This window comes from Actinomadura luteofluorescens, assembly GCF_013409365.1.
In the GTDB taxonomy this organism is placed as follows: Bacteria; Actinomycetota; Actinomycetes; order Streptosporangiales; family Streptosporangiaceae; genus Spirillospora; species Spirillospora luteofluorescens.
Window position 1 is genome coordinate 1,734,125 of the sequence record NZ_JACCBA010000001.1, and the last position, 19,510, is coordinate 1,753,634.

17 protein-coding genes are annotated in these 19,510 nt (G+C 72.1%); 6 read left to right on the plus strand and 11 right to left on the minus strand.

What is annotated here, in order from left to right:
• Positions 1-317: 317 nt before the first annotated feature.
• Both BJY14_RS07815 and BJY14_RS07820 read left to right on the plus strand, forming a co-directional pair.
• The gene (locus tag BJY14_RS07815; protein ID WP_179842994.1) at positions 318-548 is read left to right on the plus strand and encodes a helix-turn-helix domain-containing protein; all 231 of its coding nucleotides are present in this window, start codon (positions 318-320) and stop codon (positions 546-548) included.
• Positions 549-574: 26 nt separating this feature from the next.
• Entirely contained in the window at positions 575-1,840 is a 1,266-nt protein-coding gene (locus BJY14_RS07820; protein ID WP_179842995.1) for a tyrosine-type recombinase/integrase, read from the plus strand.
• A 76-nt stretch (positions 1,841-1,916) separates the two neighbouring features.
• On the opposite strand, the gene glnA2 is transcribed toward BJY14_RS07820, so the two are convergent.
• The 4 genes from glnA2 to BJY14_RS07840 all read right to left on the minus strand — a co-directional run bounded on the left by glnA2 (position 1,917) and on the right by BJY14_RS07840 (position 5,873).
• Positions 1,917-3,278, minus strand: coding sequence for a gamma-glutamylpolyamine synthetase GlnA2 (gene glnA2 / locus BJY14_RS07825; RefSeq protein ID WP_179842996.1), 1,362 nt, complete (start codon positions 3,276-3,278; stop codon positions 1,917-1,919).
• Between the two features lie 125 nt (positions 3,279-3,403).
• Complete coding sequence (locus BJY14_RS07830) at positions 3,404-4,231, minus strand: amino acid ABC transporter ATP-binding protein (RefSeq protein WP_179842997.1); 828 nt, start codon at positions 4,229-4,231, stop codon at positions 3,404-3,406.
• On the minus strand, positions 4,228-5,052 hold the full coding sequence (locus BJY14_RS07835) for an amino acid ABC transporter permease (protein WP_312879056.1): 825 nt from the start codon (positions 5,050-5,052) through the stop codon (positions 4,228-4,230). The genes BJY14_RS07830 and BJY14_RS07835 overlap by 4 nt, the downstream gene beginning before the upstream one ends.
• Entirely contained in the window at positions 5,049-5,873 is an 825-nt protein-coding gene (locus BJY14_RS07840) for a substrate-binding periplasmic protein (protein WP_179842999.1), read from the minus strand. The genes BJY14_RS07835 and BJY14_RS07840 overlap by 4 nt, the downstream gene beginning before the upstream one ends.
• A gap of 160 nt (positions 5,874-6,033) precedes the next feature.
• On the opposite strand from BJY14_RS07840, the gene BJY14_RS07845 reads away from it, so the two are divergent.
• Positions 6,034-7,065 (plus strand): terpene synthase family protein, encoded by a 1,032-nt coding sequence (locus tag BJY14_RS07845; protein WP_312879058.1) that lies wholly within the window; start codon positions 6,034-6,036, stop codon positions 7,063-7,065.
• Here BJY14_RS07845 and BJY14_RS07850 read toward each other — a convergent pair.
• Positions 7,005-8,030 (minus strand): ArsR/SmtB family transcription factor, encoded by a 1,026-nt coding sequence (locus BJY14_RS07850; protein ID WP_179843000.1) that lies wholly within the window; start codon positions 8,028-8,030, stop codon positions 7,005-7,007. The genes BJY14_RS07845 and BJY14_RS07850 overlap by 61 nt on opposite strands.
• Before the next feature lie 55 nt (positions 8,031-8,085).
• On the opposite strand from BJY14_RS07850, the gene BJY14_RS07855 reads away from it, so the two are divergent.
• Both BJY14_RS07855 and BJY14_RS07860 read left to right on the plus strand, forming a co-directional pair.
• On the plus strand, positions 8,086-9,345 hold the full coding sequence (locus BJY14_RS07855; RefSeq protein WP_312879059.1) for an MDR family MFS transporter: 1,260 nt from the start codon (positions 8,086-8,088) through the stop codon (positions 9,343-9,345).
• A 32-nt stretch (positions 9,346-9,377) separates the two neighbouring features.
• Complete coding sequence (locus BJY14_RS07860) at positions 9,378-11,171, plus strand: NAD+ synthase (protein ID WP_179843001.1); 1,794 nt, start codon at positions 9,378-9,380, stop codon at positions 11,169-11,171.
• 564 nt (positions 11,172-11,735) lie between these two features.
• On the opposite strand, the gene BJY14_RS07865 is transcribed toward BJY14_RS07860, so the two are convergent.
• From BJY14_RS07865 to BJY14_RS07875, 3 genes are all read right to left on the minus strand, one after another.
• Positions 11,736-13,856: a SpoIIE family protein phosphatase gene (locus BJY14_RS07865; RefSeq protein ID WP_179843002.1), complete on the minus strand. Its 2,121-nt coding sequence runs from the start codon at positions 13,854-13,856 to the stop codon at positions 11,736-11,738.
• A gap of 98 nt (positions 13,857-13,954) precedes the next feature.
• Positions 13,955-14,584, minus strand: coding sequence for a TetR/AcrR family transcriptional regulator (locus BJY14_RS07870; RefSeq protein ID WP_179843003.1), 630 nt, complete (start codon positions 14,582-14,584; stop codon positions 13,955-13,957).
• Positions 14,585-14,611: 27 nt separating this feature from the next.
• Positions 14,612-16,183 (minus strand): MFS transporter, encoded by a 1,572-nt coding sequence (locus tag BJY14_RS07875; protein ID WP_179843004.1) that lies wholly within the window; start codon positions 16,181-16,183, stop codon positions 14,612-14,614.
• Positions 16,184-16,336: 153 nt separating this feature from the next.
• Here BJY14_RS07875 and panB point away from each other — a divergent pair, with 153 nt between their 5' ends.
• Positions 16,337-17,188, plus strand: a complete 852-nt coding sequence (panB, locus tag BJY14_RS07880) for a 3-methyl-2-oxobutanoate hydroxymethyltransferase (protein WP_179843005.1) — start codon at positions 16,337-16,339, stop codon at positions 17,186-17,188.
• A gap of 98 nt (positions 17,189-17,286) precedes the next feature.
• Here panB and BJY14_RS07885 read toward each other — a convergent pair whose 3' ends face one another.
• The 3 genes from BJY14_RS07885 to BJY14_RS07895 form a co-directional block, all read right to left on the minus strand.
• The gene (locus BJY14_RS07885; RefSeq protein ID WP_246395845.1) at positions 17,287-18,036 is read right to left on the minus strand and encodes a hypothetical protein; all 750 of its coding nucleotides are present in this window, start codon (positions 18,034-18,036) and stop codon (positions 17,287-17,289) included.
• A 10-nt stretch (positions 18,037-18,046) separates the two neighbouring features.
• Positions 18,047-18,370: a hypothetical protein gene (locus tag BJY14_RS07890; RefSeq protein WP_179843006.1), complete on the minus strand. Its 324-nt coding sequence runs from the start codon at positions 18,368-18,370 to the stop codon at positions 18,047-18,049.
• Positions 18,371-18,447: 77 nt separating this feature from the next.
• A complete protein-coding gene (locus BJY14_RS07895) occupies positions 18,448-19,509 on the minus strand; it encodes a potassium channel family protein (RefSeq protein WP_179843007.1) in 1,062 nt (353 codons plus the stop codon).
• Position 19,510: the final 1 nt, after the last annotated feature.

The following is a 19,510-nucleotide window of genomic DNA, read 5'->3' on the forward strand; positions in this document are numbered from 1 at the left end:
ACCGCCCGCCTACTACAACAAACCCCCTTCTCTTTTCCTAAGAGAAGAGACGCTGCGTCACCTGCGTCACTCAAGGACACGAACCCGCCCCTGACCTGCCGCTACAGCGGTGACGCAGAACGCCCCCACCTACGTCATCCCGCGTCACCCGCGTCACCCGCGTCACCAGGTGACGCAGGCCGTGTTACGAGGTGACGCACCCCGAAGTCCTTGCGACACACCAACCCGCAGGCCAGAGACACAAGTGACGCTGATGGCGCAAGTGACGCAGAAATCCGCGCCTAGGACAGCCCTCCCTCACCGAAGGGGATCCCAACATGGCCATAGCCGACCCGCCGTTCTCTACTCTCCGCAACGGGCTCCCAGACCGCTACCTCACACCCGAGGACATCGCTTCCCTGTTCTCTGTGCCTCTGGAAACCGTCTACCAGTGGCGCAAAAAGCGCACCGGCCCGCCCGGCTTCCGCGTCGGCAAACACCTCCGCTACGACCCCGCCGCCGTACGCCAATGGGCCACCGAACGCATGGCCGCTGACACCGCCGCTTAATCACCCCACGAAGGGACCTACGCCACGTGGCAGGCCACATCCAGGACCGCTGGTACAAGACCGAGACGAACGCCGACGGAACACAGAAGCGCCTCAAGACCGACCGCCACGGCACCGGGATGCGCTACCGCGCCCGCTACATCGCCCCAGACGGAACCGAGCGCAGCAAGTCGTTCCCGGACAAACAGAAGCGCCTCGCTGAGGCGTGGCTGAACCAGCTCGCGGCCGACATGACCCGCGGGCAGTACATCGACCCAGCGGCAGGGAAAGTGACCTTCAACCAGTACGCCACGAAATGGCTCGCGTCACAGACCACCGACATGGGAACACGAGCCTCTGTCAGAACACAGATCCAACGACACGCGATCCCGTACCTCGGATCACGCCCAATGGGCTCCTTCCAACCGGGTCACATCAGGGACTGGCTGAGCGCATTGGAAAGTGACGTCCCCGCTTCCTCGTACCGCCGAGTCATCTTCAGCAGCGTCTCTGCGGTGTTCGGCGCCGCGGTGGACGACGGACACCTTCCTAAGAACCCATGCCGTGCCAGATCCGTTCGTGCACCATCACGAGGTCAAGGCCGCATAGTCCCTTGGGCTTCCGAACGCGTCTTCGCCGTCCAGGCCGCGCTCCCCGAACGTTTCCAGGCGATGGTCGATCTCGGAGCTGGCTGCGGCCTCCGGCAAGGCGAGATCTTCGGGCTACCAGAGGACGCGATCGACTTCGCTTCCGGTTGGCTGCACGTCGGGTGCCAAGTGAAGGTCGTGAACGGTCACCTGGTCTTCGGGCTCCCGAAGCGCGACAAGGAGCGCGACGTGCCGCTCCCTGGTCACGTCGCCGCTTCGCTGAAGCGGCACATGGAGTCGTATCCGCCCATGGAGGTCACGCTCCCCTGGCAGCGCCCCGACGGCCAGCCCGTGACAAAGAAGCTCGTGTTCACCAGAGCAGACGGGGGCGCCATTCGCCGTACCGATTTCAACGTTCACACGTGGAAGCCCAGTCTCGTAGCGGCCGGAGTCATTCCCGCCCCCAAACCGGGAGAGCGTCACCAGTCCGCGCGGGAGCATGGCATGCACGCTCTCCGACACTTCTACGCATCCGTGCTCCTCGACGCAGGCGAGAACATCAAAGCGCTGAGTCTCTACCTGGGGCACAGCGACCCGGGCTTCACCCTCCGGGTGTATACGCACTTGGTGCCCAGCAGCGAGGGCCGCACCCGGAAGGCCGTGGACAGCCTCTACAAGACCACTAGTTCGGCACAGGACGGCCCACAGACGGCCCAGGGCGGGTGAGACACCCGGGGCCGACGGCTTTCGAGCCATCGGCCCCGGCGCTCTAGTGGACCTGCAAGGAGGGTCTGACCTGCGGTTACAGGACGGCCAGGAGCCGCTTCCGTTCGAATTCGGTCACCTGGCGGCGGTAGTCCTCCCACTCCTGGCGCTTGTTGCGCAGGAAGAAGTCGAAGACGTGCTCGCCGAGGACGTCGGCCATCAACTCGCTGCGCTCCATCGCGTGGATGGCCTCGTCCAGGTTCTGCGGCAGCGGCTCGATGCCGAGCGCGCGGCGCTCGGCCACGGTCAGGGCCCAGACGTCGTCCTCGGCGCCCGGCGGCAGCTCGTAGCCCTCCTCGATCCCCTTGAGCCCGGCGCCGAGGATCGCCGCGAACGCCAGGTAGGGGTTCGCGGCCGTGTCCAGCGACCGGAACTCGATGCGGGTCGAGTGGCCCTTGTGCGGCTTGTACATGGGGACGCGGATCAGCGCCGACCGGTTGTTGTGCCCCCAGCAGATGTAGGACGGGGCCTCTCCGCCCAGCCCCGCCGCGGAGCCGACGTTCCCCCACAGCCGCTTGTAGGAGTTGACCCACTGGTTGCACACGGCGGTGATCTCGGCGGAGTGCCGCAGCAGCCCGGCGATGAACGCCCGCCCCGCCTTGGACAGCTTGTACTCCGCGCCCGGCTCGTAGAAGGCGTTGCGGTCGCCCTCGAACAGCGACATGTGGGTGTGCATGCCCGAGCCGGGGTGCTCGGTGAACGGCTTCGGCATGAAGGACGCGTGCACGCCCTGCTCCAGCGCGACCTCCTTCATGACCAGCCGGAACGTCATGATGTTGTCGGCGGTGGTGAGCGCGTCGGCGTACCGCAGGTCGATCTCCTGCTGGCCGGGGGCGCCCTCGTGGTGGCTGTACTCCACCGAGATGCCCATCGCCTCCAGCATCGTGATGGCGTTGCGCCGGAAGTCGTGCGCGGCGCTGTGCGGGGTGTGGTCGAAGTAGCCGCCCGCATCCGCCGGCTCGGGCTCGCGGCCGTCCTCCGGCTTGTCGTTGAAGAGGAAGAACTCGATCTCGGGGTGGGTGTAGAAGGTGAACCCGAGGTCGGCGGCCCGCGCCAGGGCGCGCTTGAGGACGTAGCGGGGGTCGGCGAAGCTCGGCGTCCCGTCCGGCATGAGGATGTCGCAGAACATGCGGCCGACGCCGGGGGACTCCGACCGCCAGGGCAGCACCTGGAAGGTGGACGGGTCCGGTTTGGCGATCATGTCGGCCTCGTAGACCCGGGCGAAGCCCTCGATGGCCGAGCCGTCGAAGCCGATGCCCTCGCCGAAGGCGCCTTCCAGTTCGGCGGGGGCGACGGCCACCGACTTCAGGAAACCGAGCACGTCGGTGAACCACAGCCGGATGAAGCGGATGTCGCGCTCCTCCAGCGTGCGGAGCACGAACTCCTGCTGACGGTCCAATGCCCTCTCCCTCGGTACTGCCCTGTCGGCGAGACTGCGTTGTCGACGACGCGGGCCCGGCATGCCGGCCGTCTGGAGCCGGTCCGGCTGTATCTGCAGTATGCCCGGACGCTGTTACCGCGACGTTACGCGTCCGGGGCCGGTGATCGGAACATATCCGACCGCGAACCGTCCTCGATCCGCGCCGCCGCCGGGTCGAGGACGCGCGAAAGGAAGGCCCGGGTCCGCTCGTGCGCGGGCTCGCCGATCACCTGGGCGGGCGGGCCCTCCTCCACGACCACGCCGCCGTCCATGAACACCACCCGGTCGGCCACCTCCCGGGCGAAGCTCATCTCGTGGGTGACGACGAGCATCGTCATCCCGGCCTCGGCGAGGCCGCGCATGACGCCGAGGACGTCCCCGACCAGCTCGGGGTCCAGCGCGGACGTCGGCTCGTCGAACAGCATCACCTCCGGGCCCATGGCGAGCGCGCGGGCGATGGCCACGCGCTGCTGCTGGCCGCCCGACAGCTGCGCGGGGTAGGCCTCGACCTTGTCGGCCAGCCCGACCCGCTCCAGGTTCTCCCGGGCGACGCGCTCGGCCTCCGCCCGGCCCCGTCTCAGCACCTTCCGCTGGGCGATCATGACGTTGCCGAGCGCGGTGAGGTGCGGGAAGAGGTTGAACGCCTGGAAGACCATGCCGATCCTGCGGCGGACGGCGTCGATGTCGACCTCGGGGCCGGTGACGTCGGCGCCGGCGACCCGGACCGTCCCGGCGGACGGCTCCTCCAGCAGGTTGACGCAGCGCAGCAGCGTCGACTTGCCCGACCCGGACGGGCCGATCACGCAGACGACCTCGCCCGCCGCCACATGGAAGTCGACGCCGCGCAGCACCTCGTTCGCGCCGAACGACTTGTACAGGCCGCTGATCTCGATGGCCGCCCGGCCATCGGCGTCCTTGACGAGGCTCGTCATCGCCGCCCCCTGCGCTGCCGCGCCTCCAGCCGCCGGGCCAGCAGGCTCAGCGGGATCGTGATGAGCAGATAGCAGATCCCCGCCACGATGATCGGGGTGGTGTTGCCCTGCTCGCCCGCGAGGTCGCGGCCGAACTTGGTGAGCTCCCGCTGCTGGAGCGTGATGCCGAGGAACAGCACCAGCGAGGAGTCCTTGCACAGCAGCACCAGCTCGTTGGTCAGCGGCGGGATGATGATCCGGAACGCCTGCGGGATGACGATCGAGCGCATCGCGCGGGTGTGCGACATGCCGAGCGAACGCGCCGCCTCCAGCTGCCCCTTCGGGACGGCCTCGATCCCGGCCCGGATCGTCTCGGCCATGTAGGCCGTGGCGGCGAGGCCGAGGGCCAGTCCCGCCTGCCCGGCGGCGCCGCCGGGGATGTTGGTGCCCGGGAAGGCCAGCGGCACGCCGACGCCCACGAAGATGAAGATCAGCAGCAGCGGCAGGCCGCGGAAGATCTCGATGTAGGAGGTGGCGAACCACCGGTACGGGGGCACCGACGACAGCCGCATCAGCGCGACGAGCAGCCCGCCGCCGAGGCCGATCCCGAACCCGACCGCGGTGTAGACGGCGGTGTTGCGCAGCCCGACCGTGATGATCTCGGGGAAGAGGCTCTTGGCGACGTCCCAGTTGGCGAAGTTGAGCCGCAGGGTGCCCCAGTCGGCGAGCGCGAGGAACAGCACCACGACGACGACGAAGATGCCGTACTGGCCGCCGAGGGAGAGCTGCCGGCGGCGCCGGCGGGTCAGCCCGCCCGGCGCCGCCGCACCCTCGGCCGTCACGACCCGCCGCCGGCGGCGGCCGGCATTGGACCGATCCACTTCTCATAGATCCGCTTGTAGGAGCCGTCCGTCCTCGCCTGCGCGATCACCTGGTTCGTCATCTTCACCAGTTCGGGGTTGTGCCCCTTGCGCATCCAGAACCCGTACTGCTCGCCGGTGTTCAGGTTCGCGGCGATCTCGAAGCCGGCGTTCGCCGGGTCCTTCAGCCAGCCCTTGACGACCGGGTCGTCCTGCACGATCACGTCCACCTGGCCGGTGCGCAGCCCGTTCAGCTCGGCGTTGGAGTTGTCGAACGAGCGCGGGTCGAAGCCCTTGCCCTTGACGAAGTCCTCGCCGGTCGTGCTCGCCTGCGAACCGAGCTTGAGCTTCTTGCCCTTGACGTCGTCGAGCGAGGTGATCCCGCTGCCCTTCTTCGCCATCAGCGACTGCGTGGCGTCGAAGTAGGGGGCCGAGACGTCCATGAACTTCACCCGGTCGGGCTTGATCGTCATGCCGCCCATCTGGATGTCGCACTTGCCGGCGTTCAGCGCCGACCCCGTCTTCATCGTCTCGAACGGGGTGTCGACGATCTTCTGGGTGACGCCGAGCCGCTTGGCGACGAGGTCGATGAGCTCGACGTCGAAGCCCACGACCTTGCCCGACTTCTTGTCCTCCGACTGGAAGGGCGGGTAGGGCAGGTGCGTGCACGAGGTGAGCGCGCCCTTCTCGATGAGCTTCACGCCCTGCACCGTCGCGCCCTTGTCGCCACCGCACGCCGACGCCGTCAGCGCCAGGGCCGCGAGCCCCGCGCCGAAGGCCCGGAGCGTCGTCCGTCTCGACACGTTTCCTCCTGATCGTGCTGGCTTCCGATCACCGCACTATCGCACGTCCCCCGGGCGGGGGGCAGTGCCGGGCGGCTGACTCGCCCGTGACCGTCCCCGGATATCCGTTTCCCGGAAATTGACGTGGCGATCATGGTCGTCCGGCAAGGTGATCGTTAGCGTGGATCGCGTCGTGGACATCTCACTTCTTCTCTCGATGACCGACCGGGTGACCGCGCTGGCCACACCGTCGGCCATGCACCCGGAGTCGTGGCAGCTGTGCGCGCAGGTGGAGGCCTGGGCACGCGGCCGCGGGCTGGTGCTCGGGGATCCGGACACCTCCCCGCTCGGCCGGGCGCGCTGCGAGCGGCTCGCCGCCCGCGTCCTGCCGTCCGCCGACCTGGCCGCCGTCGACCTGTTCGCCCGCTGGCTCACCTGGACGCTCGCGCTGGACGACACGCTGGACCACGCCCCGCTCGCCGACAGCGGCAGCGCCGTGCACGCGCTGTACGACGACCTGCTGCGCGCGATGCGGCGCGGCCACGCCCGGCCCGGCGCCCGCCCGCTGGAGGCGGCGCTGGTGGAGCTGTGGCACGCCACGTCCAAGGACATGAGCCGCGACTGGCGCCGCCGGTTCATGCTGCATCTGGAGGCGCACCGCGACGGCTGCGCCGAGGAGGCCGTCAACCGGCGGATCAGCCACGTCCCGACCGAGCAGGAGTACCCGGCGCTGCGCCGCCGGGCGTCCGGGCCGTTCCTGTTCGACCTGATCGAGGCCGTGCTCGGCGTCGAACTGCCGGCGGGGCTGCTGCGCACGCCCCGCTGGAAGACCCTCGCCGACGGCGTCGCCGACGCGCTGGCCTGGGCCAACGACCTCGCCTCGCACGACCTGGAGGCCGCGCGCGGCGACGTGCACGACCTGCCCGCCGTCCTCGCCAGGGCGCACGGGCTGGACGAGGCGCGGGCGGCCCACCTGGTCGCCGACCGGATCGCCGACCGGCTGGAGGAGGCGTGGACGGCGGCGCGCAGGCTGCCGGAGATGCTCGACCGGCTGGACCTGACGGTCGCGCAGCGCGCCGCCGCCGCGCAGGTCGTCAAGGTCCTGCTGGACACGCCGCGCGCGCACATGGACTGGCTCGCCGAGTCCGGCCGCTACGGGCCGGGCGCCTCCCCCGCGCCGCCGCGCCTGGACGCGCTCGCTTCGCTGCGCTGAGCGCCGGCCAGGGCGTCCCCGGCCGGCGTGCGGACGTACAGGACGCGGCGCCCCATGCGGTGCCCGGTGACGAGGCCGCAGGCGCGCAGGACGCCCAGATGCTGGCTGACGGCCCCCGCGGTCACGCCCAGCCGCCGGGCCAGATCGGTGGTGGACGCGGGCGTGGCGAGCGCCGTCAGCAGCTCGGCGCGGCGGCGTCCCATCAGCGCGGCCAGAGCACCGGCGCGCGGCTCGTCCGGCCGCCCCGTCTCCCAGAGCGTCGCCGCGCCGCGCGGCGGGTAGCTGACCATCGGCTGGTAGGGCGGCACCATCACCGACACCTGCGGCCACACGAACGCGCTCGGGACGAGCAGGATCCCGCGCCCGGCGAGCTCGCCGCGGAAGTCCCAGTGGCGGTCGACGGAGAGCGTCCCGGCGCGCCATGAGACCGCCTCGTGCAGGTCGCCGAACACGCCCGCGGCGCCCTCGGCGGCGAGCGCGGCGCTGCGGCGCAGGACCTCCCCCTCCAGGAGGTCGCGGACGCGCGGCCAGAACGGCTCCACCGCCACCTCCCAGTACCGTTCGAGGAGGTCGGCGAGCGTCGCGAGGGTGCCTTCGGGGTCGGCGGCCATGGCGCGGCGGGCGGGCCGGGGCGGGTTGCCGGGCGCGGTCCAGGTGAGCTCGGCGGCCACGACCTCGGGCGGGGTGGCGCGGACGGTCGCGAGCTCCGCGCCGAGGTCGGGCAGGGGCGTGCGCGGCGGCGGGGTGAGGAAGTCCGGGATGTACCCGGCGGGCAGGACGACGTCCAGCAGCGTCTCGAAGCCGAGGCCGCGCAGCCGCGGGCGGACCGTGCGCACCCACGGCAGGTGGAGCGCGTGGCCGGACGGGTCGGCGAGCACCCGCAGGCTGCGCACCATCTCCCACAGCGGCGAGAACGCGAACCGGACCCGCGCCACGTCGTCCGGGGCGAGCACGAACTCGATCATTTAGCCCAGGCTAAATGAATGTCTCGGAGCACGCGCCGCCCCCACCATCGTGAAAGTGACGACACTGGAAGAGACTCCTGTCGGTCCCTCTCCCGGCAGGTTCGCGGCGTTCCTCCGGCCCCGGGTCGGCGGTTTCCCCCGGCCCTTCTGGGTGCTGTGGGCGGGCACCCTGCTCAACCGCCTCGGGACCATGGTCGAGCCGTTCCTCGGCCTCTACCTGACGTCCATGCGCGGCCTGTCGCTGGCCCAGGCCGGCGTGACGATGGCCGTGCTGGGCGCGGGCTCGCTGGCCGGGCAACTCGCGGGCGGCCTGCTCGCCGACCGCCTCGGCCGCCGCGCGACGCTGACGCTGGCGACCGTCGGCACCGGCGCGGCCATGCTCGCGCTCGGCTACGCCCAGGGGCTCCCCGCGATCCTCGCGGCCGCGCTGGTGCTCGGCCTGCTCCTGGACATGTACCGGCCCGCCGCGCAGGCGATGGTGGCAGACATCATCTCCCCGGCCGAGCGCCCGCGCGCGTTCGGGCTGCTGTTCTGGGCGATCAACCTCGGCTGGGCCGTCGCCATGGTGCTCGGCGGGACGCTCGCGCAGCAGGGCTTCCTGTGGCTGTTCTGGATCGACGCCCTCACCTGCGCGGCGTTCGGCCTGCTCGTGTGGCGGGCCATCCCGGAGACGCGCACCCGCGACGCCCGCGCCGAGCGGACGGGCGGGTTCGGCCGCGTGCTGCGCGACCGGGTCATGGTCGGCTACGTGCTGGTCACCCTCATCTACACGTTCGTGCTCATGCAGGGCATGACGACCATGCCGCTCGCCATGAAGCAGGACGGGCTCGGCCCGCGGTCCTACGGCCTGGCGATCGCCGCGAACGGCGCGCTGATCATCATCGTCCAGCCGCTGGTGAACGCGTGGCTGGCGCGGCGCGACCACAGCCTGGTGCTGGTGGCGGGCTTCGCGCTCGTCGGCGTCGGCTACGGGCTCACCTCGCTCGCCTCCTCGCTGGCCGCCTACACGGCGACGATCCTCGTGTGGACGCTCGGGGAGATCATCGCCGCGTCCGTCCTGCAGGCCGTCGTCGCCGACCTCGCGCCCGCCGGCCTGCGCGGCCGCTACGGCGGCCTCTACGGGATGGCGTGGTCGGGCGGCTTCCTGCTGGCGCCGCTCGGCGGCACCCAGTTGCTCGGCGCCGGAGGTGCGCCAGCACTGTGGCTGACCTGCGGAGGTCTCGCCCTGGCCGCCGCCGCGGCGCAGCTCGCGCTCGGCCCCGCGATCCGGCGCCGCCGCGCCGCCGCGCTCGCCGCCGACTTCTCGTCAAAGTGACGAAACCGGGTCCGGCGTTCTACCCTTGGACCGTGGCACAACTCAGGCTCGCGCTCGCGCAGGTGAACTCGACCGTCGGAGACCTCGACGGCAACGCCGACCAGATCGTGACGTGGACGCGCCGCGCCGCCGAGGCGGGCGCGCACCTCGTCGCATTCCCGGAGATGATGCTGACCGGCTACCCCGTGGAGGACCTCGCGCTGCGCGCGTCCTTCGTGGAAGCCTCCCGCGACGCCCTCCAGCGGCTCGCCCGCCGGCTCGCCGACGAGGGGCTCGGCGACCTGCCCGTGGTCACCGGCCACCTCGACCGCCCCCCGGCCGGCGGGGCCCGCTCCGGCCGGCCCGGCGGCCTGCCGCTGAACGCCGCCGCATGGCTGCACGGCGGCGAGGTGCTCGTCCGCTCCGCCAAGCACCACCTGCCCAACTACGGCGTGTTCGACGAGTACCGGATCTTCGCGCGCGGCGACCGGCTGCCGGTCGTCCGGCTGCACGGCGTGGACGTCGCCACCGCCATCTGTGAGGACCTCTGGCAGGACGGCGGCCCGGTCAGCGTCACGAGCGCCTCCGGCGCGGGCCTGCTGCTGGTGATCAACGCCTCCCCCTACGAGCGCAACAAGGACGACGCCCGGCTCGAACTGTGCGCGAGCCGTGCCCGCGAGGCCGGCTGCGCGCTCGCCTACGTCAACATGGTCGGCGGCCAGGACGAGCTCGTCTTCGACGGCGACTCGGTCATCGTCGGCCCGGACGGCTCGCCGCTGTCCCGCGCCCCCCAGTTCGTCGAGCACCTCCTCGTCACCGACCTGGACCTGCCGGCCGCCGGCCCGGCCGCCGCGGAGGGCCCCGTCCGCGTCGACGCCCAGGACGGCACCACGATCACCATTGACCGGCACGTCCTGTCCGCCTACCCGCTGCCCGCCTACCCCGCCGAGCCGCGGACGGTCGCGCCGCCCCTGGAGGACCTCGCCGAGGTGTACGCGGCGCTCGTCCTCGGCACCCGCGACTACGTCCGCAAGAACGGCTTCCGCTCCGTCGTGCTCGGCCTGTCCGGCGGCATCGACTCGGCGCTCGTCGCCACGATCGCCTCCGACGCCATCGGCCCGGAGAACGTGTACGCCGTCCTGCTCCCGAGCCGCTACTCCTCTGAAGGCTCCGTCGTGGACGCCGAGGATCTCGTCAAGCGGCAGGGCGTCAACGCGCGCACCGTCCCCATCGCCGGCATGGTCGAGGCGTTCGAGGAGCAACTCGACCTGCACGGCCTCGCCGCCGAGAACCTCCAGGCCCGCATCCGCGCCAACGTGTGGATGGCCCTGTCCAACGAGGACGGCCACCTCGTCCTCACCGGCGGCAACAAGAGCGAGCTCGCGACCGGCTACTCCACCCTCTACGGCGACTCCGCGGGCGGCTTCGGCCCCATCAAGGACGTCTTCAAGCTCACCGTCTGGGACCTCGCCCGCTGGCGCAACGCCCAGGCGGGCAAGGACTCGCCGCTCCTGCACCCCTTCGCGCAGGAGCCCATCCCCGAGGCCATCATCGTCAAGGAGCCGTCCGCCGAGCTGCGCCCCGGCCAGCGCGACCGCGACAGCCTCCCCGACTACGCCCTCCTGGACCCGATCCTCACCGACTACGTCGAGCGCGACATGGGCCGCGACGCCCTCGTCGAGGCCGGCCACGACCCCGCCCTGGTCGAACGCGCCATCCGCCTCGTCGACATCGCCGAGTACAAGCGCCGCCAGTACCCGCCCGGCCCCAAGATCACGCCCAAGAACTTCGGCCGCGACCGCCGCCTCCCCATCACCAACCGCTGGCGGGAGCTAGCCCAGGGGTAGCGACCCCCCTGGAACCCCCCGTTGCGACGCAGGCGATCCTCACGACACCGTTGCGGTTTGCTGTGCCTGTGACGGCTTGCGCGGCGTCGCTGCGGTCGCTGTGTCTTCCCTGGGGGGCGACCCCCTGGAACCCCCGTCACGAGCCGGGCGATCCTCACGCCACGGCTGAGGTCCTCGTGCCCGTGCGGGTTCGCGTCGTGTCGCTGCGGTCGCCCGGCTCGACGGGCCGGGCGACCTCCAGGCGCCCAGAGCGCCTTCCGGCCGCCCGACCCGCGCCCCGGCTAAGGCCCCCGATTCAGGCCCACTCCAAGAGCGGCACAGCCGTGGCACGTCCAAGAGCGTTGGACGTGAACGATTCGCACCCTCTTGGGCTTGGAGCTCAACCGGGGCCGCGGGCAGGCGCGTGGAGCGAGTGCAGCGAGCGCAACGCGCATGCCCGCCGACGCAGGCGACCGCAGCGACGCCACACAAGCCGTCACAGGCGCAACGAACCGCAACGGCGGCGTGAGGATCGCCTGCGTCGCAACGGGGGTTCCAGGGGGTCGCCCCCCTGGGAAGACACAGCTATTCGCGGTGGTGGAGTTCGCCGGGCCAGGCCTCTTCGGGCCAGGCGTTGACCTGCTCCGAGGCATCGGGGTCGACGCCGGGGACGATCTGCTCGCACCAGACGACCTTGCCCGCGGCGGTGCGGCGGCTGCCCCAGCGGTGTGCGAGCTGGCTGACGACCAGGAGGCCGCGGCCGTTCTCGTCGTCGTCCTCGGCGCGGCGCAGGCGCGGCAGGGCGGCGGAGCGGTCCAGGACCTCCAGGACGAGGGTGCGCTCCAGGAGGAGCCGCAGCTCGATCGGGCCGTGGGCGTAGCGGAGCGCGTTGGTGATGAGCTCGGACGCCAGCAGCTCGGTGGTGTAGTCGAGGTCCTCCAGACCCCATTCCGCCAGGCGTGTGCTGACGAGGCCGCGGGCGCGGCGGACGGCGGCCGGGTCGGCGGGCAGCGTCCAGGAGGAGTAGCGGTCCTGGGGGAGACGGCGCAGCCGGGCGATCAGGACGGCGATGTCGTCGCGGTGCTGGTCGGCGTAGACGCCCGCGAGGGTGGTCTTGGCGAGGTCCTCCATGGAGCGGTCGACCGAGTCGCGCCCGAAGATCTTCTGGAGGCGGGCGAGGCCGTCGTCGATGTCGCGGCCCCGGTTCTCGACCAGGCCGTCGGTGTAGATCACGAAGAGGCTGCCGTCCTCGACGGCGAACTCGCGGCTCTCGATGGCCGAGCCGCCCGAGACGCCGAGCGGCGGGGCGGGCGGGACCTGCAGGTACTCGTTGTCGCCGGCCGGGCTCGCCAGCAGCGGCGGCAGGTGCCCGGCGGAGGCGATCTCGATGGTGCCGCTGGTCGCGTCGTACACCGCGTAGACGCAGGTGGCGAAGTGCGGCTCCTGCTCGCCGAGCTCGATCATCAGCTCGTGCATGACGTGCAGGGCGTCGGCGGGCGGCAGCTCCAGGTTCGCGAGCGTGTGCAGGGCGGTGCGCAGCCGCCCCATGGTGACGGCGGCGCGGACCCCGTGCCCGGCGACGTCCCCGACGATCAGGGCGACGCGGGCGCCGGGCAGCGCGATCGACTCGTACCAGTCGCCGCCGACCTCGACGAGCTTGCTGCCCGGCAGGTAGCGGTGCCGGACCTCGACCGAGGACGGCGCGGACAGCCGCATCGGCAGCAGGCTGCGCTGCAGCGCGAGCGCGGTGGCCCGCTCGCGGCTGTAGAGCCGGGCGTTGTCGATGACGATGGCGGCGCGGGCGGCGAACTCCATGCCGATCTCGACGTCGTAGGCGTCGAACTTGCGGAACCCGGGGATGCGGGTGCAGGCGATGAAGCCGAGCAGCGTGTCACGGGCGATCATCGGCAGCAGCACCATCGACACGTTGGACAGCAGCTCGCCGGCCGGGCCGCGCCGCCACAGCCGGCCGATCTCGCTCGCGCGGTCCACCTCGATGTGCGGCAGGTGGACGGGCCGGGCGGTCTCCATCACCTGCCGGTACGGGGTGCCCTCCGGGAAGACGAGCACCTCGCCGACGGGGAACGTGGACGTCCAGGCCGGGTTGCCGTCGTCGGAGGTGACCGCGATGCGGCGCAGCACCGCCGAGCCGGACTCGGCGTGCACCTCGTCGGCGGCGACCAGGCTCTCCAGCACCAGCACCGAGGCGACGTTGCAGAAGTGCGGGACGACGACGTCGACGAGGCCGCGGGCGGACTGGTCGAGGTCGAGCGTCGCGCCGAACCGGGTGAGCGGGTCGTCCATCAGGGCGCGCCGCATGAGGGCCGGGTCCTGGTAGCGCTCGCTCGGCGGCAGCTCGACCCGGATGAACAGCAGCGCCGCGGGCGCCGCGCCCGCGCCGCCGCCGAGCATCGGCTGCACGGTGAGCAGGGCGTCGGCGGGGGCGCCGCCGTCGCCGCGCAGCACGCCCATCACGCCGTTGCGCTCCTGCCCCGCGCCGTTGACCTCCAGGAGCGTCTCCAGCTCGGCCTTCGCCTCGTCGCCGACCAGGTCGGTGGCGGGCCGGCCGATCAGCTCCTCGGGGGCACGGCCGAGGACGGCCTTGGCGTTGGGGCCGCACTGCACGATGTGCCGTGCACCGTCGATGCCCAGGACAAGGGTCCGGGACGCCGAATCGGTGGCTGGCGCTTCGCCTCGCGGCGCCATGACGGATCTCACCTGACGCGCTCCAGACAGCCGGTCGTCTCAGCACTACCCAGCGACAGTATGGGGCATGACCACGCGGTAAGGGGAGAAGATCGCGCTTACCGCGCCGAAAACCGCCCCTCGTCCGCTTCCGGACGGCTCTGCGGGGCGTTCTCGATGCCCCGCAGGAGGGTGTCGACGACCGCGTCGGCGTACCCCTCGGGGAACGTCTCCTGCGGCCGCTTGGCGGTCAGGGAGCCGAGCAGCAGCGACATCGCGACCTCCACGTCGAGGTCGGGGCGCAGCTCCCCGGAGTCGACCCCGCGCCGGATCACCTTGCGGATGACGTCGCGCCGCGGCTCGATGACCTCCTGCCGGTAGCGGGCGTACAGCTCGGGGTACTTCTCCGCGCCGCCGACGACGTTCCAGAAGCACCGCGAGTACCGGCGGTGCCGGTCGCCCTCGAACCGCCGCGCGATCGCGGTGAGGTCCTCGCGGGCGGAGGCGCCGGACGGCTCGGGCAGCGGCTCCTTCACCGCGCCGAGCGCGTGCACGATCAGCGCCTCCTTGCTGGGCCAGCGCCGGTAGATCGTCGTCTTGCCGACGCCGGCGCGGGCGGCGACCGCCTCGATGGAGACGCCCGCCACCCCGGACTCCTCGGCCAGCAGGTCCAGAGTGGCCTCGACGATGGCCTTGCCGGCGCGCTCGCTGCGAGGCCGCCCCGCGTGCCGCCGCTCGGTCCCGGTCATGATCCCCTCACCCTGCCACACCGGCCGTCACACGGCGGCCTTCTCCGGCTTCTCCGGCCGCCGTTCGGCGGCCGCCCGCTCGGGCGGCGCCGCGACGCGGCCCGGCATCCACTTCAGGACGACCAGGGCGCCGACGAAGGAGATCACGGCGGCGGCGACGGACGCGGCGTGCATGGCGTGCACGAAGGCGGCGTCGGCGGGGCCGACGAGGCCCTGCCCGGCGGGTCCCATCTGGGCGGCGACGGCGTGCGCGCCCTCGATCGACTCGGCGGCGGCCTGCCGCGCGCCCGCGGGCAGCGCGGCGAGCTCGTCGCGCAGGTCGCCGCGGTAGACGGAGGCGACGACGGAGCCGAGCACGGCCACGCCCATCGCGACCGCGACCTGGCGGGCGGTGTTGTTGATGGCCGATCCGGCGCCGGCCTTCTCGCGGGGCAGCGCCGACATGACCGACTCGGTGGCGGGCGGCATCACGTTGGCCATCCCCACGCCCTGCACGAAGAAGATCGCGCCGAGGATCCACAGGGAGGTGTGGACGCCGACGAACTGGTAGCTCGCCAGCGCGACGGTGACCAGCAGCAGCCCGACCGTGCAGACCGCCTTGGCTCCGAAGCGGCGCACCATGGCGGCGCTGCGCGGGGCGAAGGCGAGTTGCGCGACCGCGAACGGAAGCACCATGGCGCCGGACTGCAGCGGCGTCAGGCCGCGCACCGACTGCATGTAGAAGTTGGCGAAGAAGAACACGCCGGTGGCGGCGAAGAAGCACAGCGCGATCGACGCGACGGCGGCCGACATGCGGGCGTCCTTGAACAGCCGGACGTCGAAGGCCGGGGACGCGGTGCGGGCCTCGTGCCACACGAACAGGGCGAGGACGGCGGCGCCGGCGAGGATCGGGCCGAGCACGGGGAGCTCCAGCCACTCGCCCTTCTCGCCGCCCTGGATGATCCCGTACGACAGGACGACCAGCCCGATGACCGACAGGACCACGCCGACCGGGTCGAGCCGGCCGGGGGCGGGGTTGCGCGACTCGGGGACCAGGAACGCCATCAGGGTGACGCCGGCCGCGATGACCGGCACGTTGATGAGGAAGACCGAGCCCCACCAGAAGTGGGCGAGCAGCAGGCCGCCGGTGAGCGGGCCGATGGCGACGCCGAGGCCGACCGCGCCGGCCCAGATGCCGATGGCGCGGGCGCGCTCGTGCGGCTCGAAGACGTTGGTGATGATCGACAGTGTCTGCGGCATGACCGCGGCGCCGCCGAGGCCCATCAGGGCGCGGGCGTAGATGAGCTGCTCGGGCGACTGCGCGTACGCCGACGCGAGCGAGGCGAGGGCGAACACCGCCATGCCGCCGACGAGCACGCGCTTGCGGCCGATCCGGTCGCCGATCACGCCGAAGGTGAACAGCAGGCCGGCGAAGACCAGCGTGTAGGAGTTGATCGCCCATTCGAGCTGGCTCTGGGTGGCGCCGAGGCCCTTGTCCGGGTCGGCGATGGTCTTGAGCGCGACGTTGAGGATGGTGTTGTCGAGCACCACCACCAGCAGGCTCATGGTCAGGACGCCGAGGATGTACCACCGGCGCCGCTGGATCGTCTGGGGGTCCATGTCGATACGCAACGGTATCGTTTCGGAATCTGTTCCCGGCCCGGCGGAGAAAATTCTGGAATGGGGAGGGGTACCCGAATCGTTGGTCAGGTGGCACCATCGGTTTCGTCTGGGTACGCCACAGTGGCGCCTCAAGACCAGCGGAGGTTCTGCATGTCTTCTTCCGTCGCACCCCCGGCACAGCCGACCGCACTCTACGGCGGTACGAGCGGGCGCAGGGTGACCGTACGCGACATCGCCGCGGCCAAGCAGCGGCACGAGAAGTGGCCGATGCTCACGGCCTACGACGCGCTCACCGCGCGGATCTTCGACGAGGCCGGCATCCCCGTGCTGCTCGTCGGCGACTCCGCCGCGATGGTCGTCTACGGCTACGACTCGACCATCCCCGTCACCGTGGACGACCTGATCCCGCTCACCGCGGCCGTCGTCCGCGGCTCCAAGCGCGCCATGGTCGTCGCCGACCTGCCGTTCGGCTCCTACCAGACGGGCGTCACCGAGGCGCTGACGGCCGCCACCCGGTTCCTCAAGGAGACCGGCGCCCACGCGATCAAGCTGGAGGGCGGCCGCCGGATCATCCCGCAGGCCGAGGCGATGGTCGCCGCCGGCATCCCGGTGATGGGCCACCTCGGCCTCACCCCGCAGTCGGTGAACGTGTTCGGCGGCTACCGGGTGCAGGGCCGCGGCCAGGACGGCGACGAGCTGATGGCCGACGCCAAGGCGCTGGAGGCGGCGGGCGCGTTCTCCGTCGTCCTCGAATGCGTGCCCGAGGACCTCGCAGCGCGCGTCACCGCGTCCCTGTCCATCCCGACGATCGGCATCGGCGGCGGCAACCAGACCGACGCCCAGGTCCTCGTCTGGCAGGACATGGCCGGGCTCACCCCGCACACCGCGAAGTTCGTCAAGAAGTTCGCCGACATGAACACCCTGCTCGGCGAGGCCGCCCGCGCCTACGCCGACGAGGTCGTCAGCGGCGTCTACCCGGCACCGGAGCACACCTACCACTGACGGGCACGGGCCCCACTGACCGAACAGGCCCACCCCCGCACGGCCGCGCCGCCCGGCGCGGCCGTGTGTGCTTTCCGGCCGAGGGGCGGTGGCGTTCGCTACTGGTCGGGGTTGGAGCGGACCGGTTCGGGCCGTGCTCCGGCACCGGCCCGGCCGCCCTCGTGGTCCTGGCCGTCGCGCGGCGGCGGGAGGCGGCGCGGGGCCGCGCCGTCCGCCGTGATCTCGTCGCGGAGCGTCTCCACCGCGGAGCGCAGCACGTCGGGACCGGCGACGTTCATGAGCAGCAGCCCCAGGTTGAGGGCCATCTGGCCGTCGGTCATCTCGCTGCCGGCGAGCGCGTCCACGGCCGTGCGCAGGTCGGCCTGGTCCTCGGCGGACACGTTCTGCAGCAGGCCGAGGCAGTACGTCGGCAGCGCGAGCCGCGACTTGGCGAACGAGACGCCCCGCATGATCTCGCCCGCCTCGTGCGCGCGGGTCTTGGCCTGCATCCGGTCGACGCCCCGGTCGGCGGCGGCGAGCAGCGAGGTCAGCAGCGTGCTCGGCCCCACCGCGACGTCCTCGTCGCCGACCCGCACGGTGAACACCGCGCTGCGGAACACCATCATCGAGCCGAGGCTCGCCACGAGCACCTGCGTCGCGTCGGCGACGTGCGGCGACTGGACGCCGAACCGCCAGCCGAAGGTGTGCAGGAGCAGCAGCGAGCCCGCGCCCGCTCCCCCGTTGATCAGCACGTACGCCCAGGTGCTCGGCACCCGGACCAGCGTGGTGGGGCGGTCCCGGTACCGGCTGACCAGCTCGGCGATGCCGACCAGGCAGCTCAGCGAGACGGCGACGACGTATCCGATCATCGGGCCGCGGTCACTCCCCGGTCAGCCGGACGACCTCGTCGATCTCCCGCTCCACCGCGACGAGCCCGCGCTCGCGCAGCGCGTCCACGGCGCCCGCGACCTCCAGCAGCCCGAGGCGGGTGGCGTGGTGGATCTGCTCCAGGGACAGCGGGCCGTTGGCCGCCCGCAACTGCGCCAGCACGCGGCGGCACGCGTCCTCCGCGCCGGGCTCGGCGTACCCGGCGGCGTGGCCGGGCTCACCGGCGGGCGCCGCGCCCGGCGGCCGGACCCCGCCGCTCCGCCCGGAAGGGGCCAGGAACGCGCTCCACGGATCTGCCGACCGGTTCTCTCTCATGTCCATCCCGCCTGTCGCCACTGCGATGGTACGTCAGGACTAGGACGCGCCGCAGGCCGAAACCGCTCCCCGGCAGGTCAGTGATCGCGCTCCTCCGGGCCGTCCGGCGGGCCGGAGGAACGGGAGGAGGACCGCGCCACGATCAGCCGGTCGCCCGGTTCGAGGGCCGCGCAGCCGGCGTCGTCGAACGGCAGCAGCCGCCCGCCCCGCACCACCGCCAGCGCCGGGGCGCGCACGGCGCCGATCGGGCCGCCGACCTCGTCCGGGTGGACCTCGCGCTCCACCAGGTCGAGGCCGCTCCCCTGCTCCAGCAGGTCCTCGATGACCTCGCCGACGCTCGGCTGCGTGGTGGAGACCCCGAGCAGCCGCCCCGCCGCCTCCGAGGAGGTCACCACGTGGTCGGCGCCGGACTGGCGCAGCAGCGGGACGTTCTCCGACTCGCGCACCGCCGCCTGGATGCCGGCGCGCGGGTTGAGCTGCCGGGCGGTCAGCGTGATCAGCACCGCGGTGTCGTCGCGGGCGCTCGCCACCACGATCTCGCGGGCCCGCTGGACCGAGGCCTGCCGCAGCACCGAGCTGCGGGTCGCGTCCCCGACGACGCCCGCGAACCCGGCCTCGGCGGCCTCGGCCACCACCCGCGGGTCGGGGTCCACGACCACGATCGACTCGGGCGGCACCCCGGTGCTCAGCAGGGTCCTGATGGCGCTGCGGCCCTTCGTGCCGTAGCCGGCCACCACGATGTGGTCGCGCACGCGTGCCCTCCAGCGGGACCTGCGCCAGTCGTCGCGGGTGCGTTCCGCCAGCACCTCGAGGGTCGTGCCCACGAGGACGATGAGGAACAGCACCCGGACGGGCGTGATGAAGACGATGTTGACGAGCCTCGCGCCGTCCCCGACCGGGGTGATGTCGCCGTACCCGGTCGTGGACATGGTCACCGAGGCGTAGTAGAAGGCGTCCAGCAGCGACAGCCGCCCGTCGCCGGTGTCGCGGTACCCGTCGCGGTCGAGGTAGACCACGGCCACCACCATGAGCAGCAGGACGAACGCCAGCCCGACCCGCTTCGCCACCGCGCGCAGCGGCCCCGTCCGGGCCGACGGCAGCAGGACGAGCGGCCGTCGCGCGGCGTCCGGAGCGTTCATC

Excerpts from the sequence above, each read along its gene's own strand:
- BJY14_RS07815 (WP_179842994.1), top strand. The coding sequence starts at position 318 with ATGGCCATAGCCGACCCGCCGTTCTCTACTCTCCGCAACGGGCTCCCA.
- BJY14_RS07830 (WP_179842997.1), bottom strand. The coding sequence starts at position 4,231 with ATGACGAGCCTCGTCAAGGACGCCGATGGCCGGGCGGCCATCGAGATC.
- BJY14_RS07850 (WP_179843000.1), bottom strand. The coding sequence starts at position 8,030 with ATGATCGAGTTCGTGCTCGCCCCGGACGACGTGGCGCGGGTCCGGTTC.
- BJY14_RS07865 (WP_179843002.1), bottom strand. The coding sequence starts at position 13,856 with ATGGCGCCGCGAGGCGAAGCGCCAGCCACCGATTCGGCGTCCCGGACC.
- BJY14_RS07870 (WP_179843003.1), bottom strand. The coding sequence starts at position 14,584 with ATGACCGGGACCGAGCGGCGGCACGCGGGGCGGCCTCGCAGCGAGCGC.
- BJY14_RS07875 (WP_179843004.1), bottom strand. The coding sequence starts at position 16,183 with ATGGACCCCCAGACGATCCAGCGGCGCCGGTGGTACATCCTCGGCGTC.
- panB (WP_179843005.1), top strand. The coding sequence starts at position 16,337 with ATGTCTTCTTCCGTCGCACCCCCGGCACAGCCGACCGCACTCTACGGC.
- BJY14_RS07885 (WP_246395845.1), bottom strand. The coding sequence starts at position 18,036 with ATGATCGGATACGTCGTCGCCGTCTCGCTGAGCTGCCTGGTCGGCATC.
- BJY14_RS07890 (WP_179843006.1), bottom strand. The coding sequence starts at position 18,370 with ATGAGAGAGAACCGGTCGGCAGATCCGTGGAGCGCGTTCCTGGCCCCT.
- BJY14_RS07895 (WP_179843007.1), bottom strand. The coding sequence starts at position 19,509 with ATGAACGCTCCGGACGCCGCGCGACGGCCGCTCGTCCTGCTGCCGTCG.